The organism is Streptomyces sp. CA2R106, assembly GCF_037034245.1.
Taxonomy (GTDB): domain Bacteria; phylum Actinomycetota; class Actinomycetes; order Streptomycetales; family Streptomycetaceae; genus Actinacidiphila.
In genome coordinates, this window is record NZ_JBAGKC010000099.1 from 1 (window position 1) to 3,004 (window position 3,004).

General features: G+C 74.7%; 1 protein-coding gene. It reads left to right on the forward strand.

All coding sequences use genetic code 11. The features are described 5' to 3' along the window. Positions 1 to 3,004 (forward strand): SDR family NAD(P)-dependent oxidoreductase (locus WA788_RS35165; RefSeq protein ID WP_335984483.1); only part of this gene is annotated, 3,004 nt, incomplete at both ends.

Sequence of the window (3,004 nt, forward strand, 5' to 3'; positions counted from 1 at the left end):
GGCAACCGCCGTAGACGGCGCATCCGTTGATGCCGCCGAGCTGGCGGGCGCGTGGCCGCCGCCCCGCAGCACACCCATCGACCTCGCGGACTTCTACGAGCGCAGCGCCGACAGCGGGTTCGGGTACGGCCCGGTCTTCCAGGGCCTGACCCGGGCGTGGCAGCACAACGGCCACGTCCTAGCCGACATCGCGCTCCCGGCGGACGTCCGGGGCGGGGCGGGGGCGTTCGGCATCCACCCCGCGCTGCTCGACGCGGCCCTGCACCCCTCCACCTTCGCCGACCTCGCGCCGACCGAACTGGGCCGGCTGCCCTTCGCGTTCAACGACGTCACCCTGTACGCCACCGGCGCCACCCGCGTACGGGCCCGGATCACCCCCGCCGGGCCCGACGCGATCTCGCTGCTGCTCGCCGACGAGACCGGCGCTCCCGTCCTGTCGATCGGCTCGCTCGTGCTCCGCCCGCTCACCGCGCAGACTCTGGCGGCCGAGGCCCGGCCCGGTGCGATGCTGGCCCTCGAGTGGTCGGACGCGGCGGCACCGGAAAGCGGCCTCCAGGACGTCGAGTTCAGCACCGTACGGGGCCCGGCCGGGGCCACGGACGCGCACACGGAGGCCGACGCCGACGCCGACGCCGCGCCGTCCGACGTGGTCGTACTGGACGTCACCCCGGCGGGCGAGCAGGTCGTGGAGTCCGTCCACGCGACGGCGAACTGGGTGCTCGAACGGTTGCAGCGCTTCTCCGGCACCCGGATGGCCGTGGTGACCCGCGGCGCGGTCGCCACCGGTCCGGGCGAGACCGTCACCGACCTGGCCGCCGCCTCGGTGTGGGGCCTGGTACGGACCGCGCAGACCGAGGACCCGGGCCGCTTCCTGCTGCTGGACGTCGAGCCGGGCACCGCCGTGGACGGGGCGCTCCTGGCCCGCGCGTTCGCGGTGGACGAGCCGCAACTCGCCCTGCGGGGCGCCGCGTTCCAGGCCCCGCGCTTCACCCGGGTCCCCGCCGGCCCGGACAGCGGCCCGGACCCCGACACGGACAGCGGCCCGGACGCCGGCACCGACGCGGCGCCCGCCCCCCTGTTCCCCGCCGACGGCACCGTCCTGATCACCGGCGGCACCGGCGGCCTGGGCCGCGAGGTCGCCCGCCACCTGGTGACGGTCCACGGCGTACGCGACCTCCTGCTGCTCAGCCGCCGCGGCGCCGACGCCGACGGCACCGCCGAACTCGTCGCCGAACTCGCCGGCCACGGCGCCCAGGTCACTGTGACCGCGTGCGACGCCGCCGACCGCGACGCGCTGGCCGCCGCCCTGGACGGCGTACGGCTCACAGGCGTGGTGCACACCGCGGGCCTCCTGGACGACGGCACCGTGGCCTCGCTGAGCCCTGCGCAGATGGACCGGGTCATGCGCCCGAAGGTGGACGCCGCCTGGCACCTCCACGAGCTGACCCGGGACGCCGACCTGCGGGTCTTCGCCGTGTTCTCGTCGTTCTCCGGGCTCATCGGCAGCCCCGGGCAGGCCAACTACGCCGCCTCGAACATGTTCCTCGACGCGCTCATGGAGCAGCGCCGCCACGACGGCCTGCCCGGCGTCTCGATGGCGTGGGCCGCCTGGACCCAGGACGTGGGCCTGACCGGCACCCTCTCCGAGGTCGACATGCGCCGCATCGCGCGCTCGGGCGTGCCGCCGCTGACGGTCGCGCAGGGCCTGGCCCTCTTCGACCAGGCGCTGGCCGCCGACCGCCCCGTGCTCGCCCTGGCTCGCCTCGACCTGGCGCGCCTGCGCGCGCAGGGCGAACTCCCGGCGGTGCTGCGCGGTTTGGTGCCCGCCGCCCCGCGCCGTGCGGCCGCTGCCCAGGACGCGGGCGGCGACGGCCTCGCGGCGCGCATGGCCGCGCTCCCGGCGCAGGAGCGTGCCGCGCACCTGCTCACCCTCGTCCGCGACCACGTCGCCTCCGTCCTCGGCTACCCGTCGGGCAACGACATCGACGGGACCAAGCCCTTCCGCGAGATCGGGTTCGACTCGCTGACCGCGGTCGAGCTGCGCAACCGGCTCCAGGCCGTGACCGGCTTCGCCCTGCCCTCGACCCTCGTCTTCGACTACCCGAGCGCCGAACGCCTCGCCGGCCACCTGGACGAGCGCCTCGGCGGCATCACCGCGGTCCCCGTCGACGCACTGCCTGTCCTCCGGTCGGTGGACGACGACCCGCTCGTCATCGTCGGCATGGCCTGCCGCTTCCCCGGCGGCGTCTGGGACCCGGACGGCATGTGGGACCTGCTGGCGCACGGCCGCGACGCCATGACCCGCTTCCCCGGCGACCGCGGCTGGGACACCGGCCTGCTGACCGAACTCGCCCACGCCGGCGGCTTCGTCGACGGCGCCATGGACTTCGACGCCGGCTTCTTCGCGATGTCCCCGCGTGAGGCGCTGGCCACGGACCCGCAGCACCGCCTGCTGCTGGAGGGCTCCTGGGAGGCACTTGAGCACGCGGGTATCGACCCGCTCACGCTGGCCGGCTCGTCGACCGGCGTCTTCGTCGGCAGCTACGAGTCCGGCTACTCCGAGGTCGCCGGCGAGGCCATGACGGACGCCGACGCGAACGCCCAACTCCTCACCGGCGGCGCGCAGAGCGTCCTGTCGGGCCGCGTCGCCTACGCGCTGGGCCTGGTCGGTCCCGCGCTCACAGTGGATACGGCGTGCTCGTCGTCGCTGGTGGCGCTGCACCTTGCCGGTCAGGCGTTGCGGGGTGGGGAGTGCTCGCTGGCGTTGGTGGCGGGGGTGACGGTGAACGCGTTGCCGCACACGTTTGTGGGGTTCTCGCAGCAGGGTGGGTTGTCTGCTGATGGTCGGTGCAAGGCGTTTGCTGAGGCGGCGGATGGGACGGGCTTCAGCGAGGGCATGGGTGTGCTGGTGGTGGAGCGCCTGTCGGACGCGGAGCGGAATGGTCATCGGGTGTTGGCGGTGGTGCGGTCCAGTGCGGTGAACCAGGATGGTGCGTCGAATGGT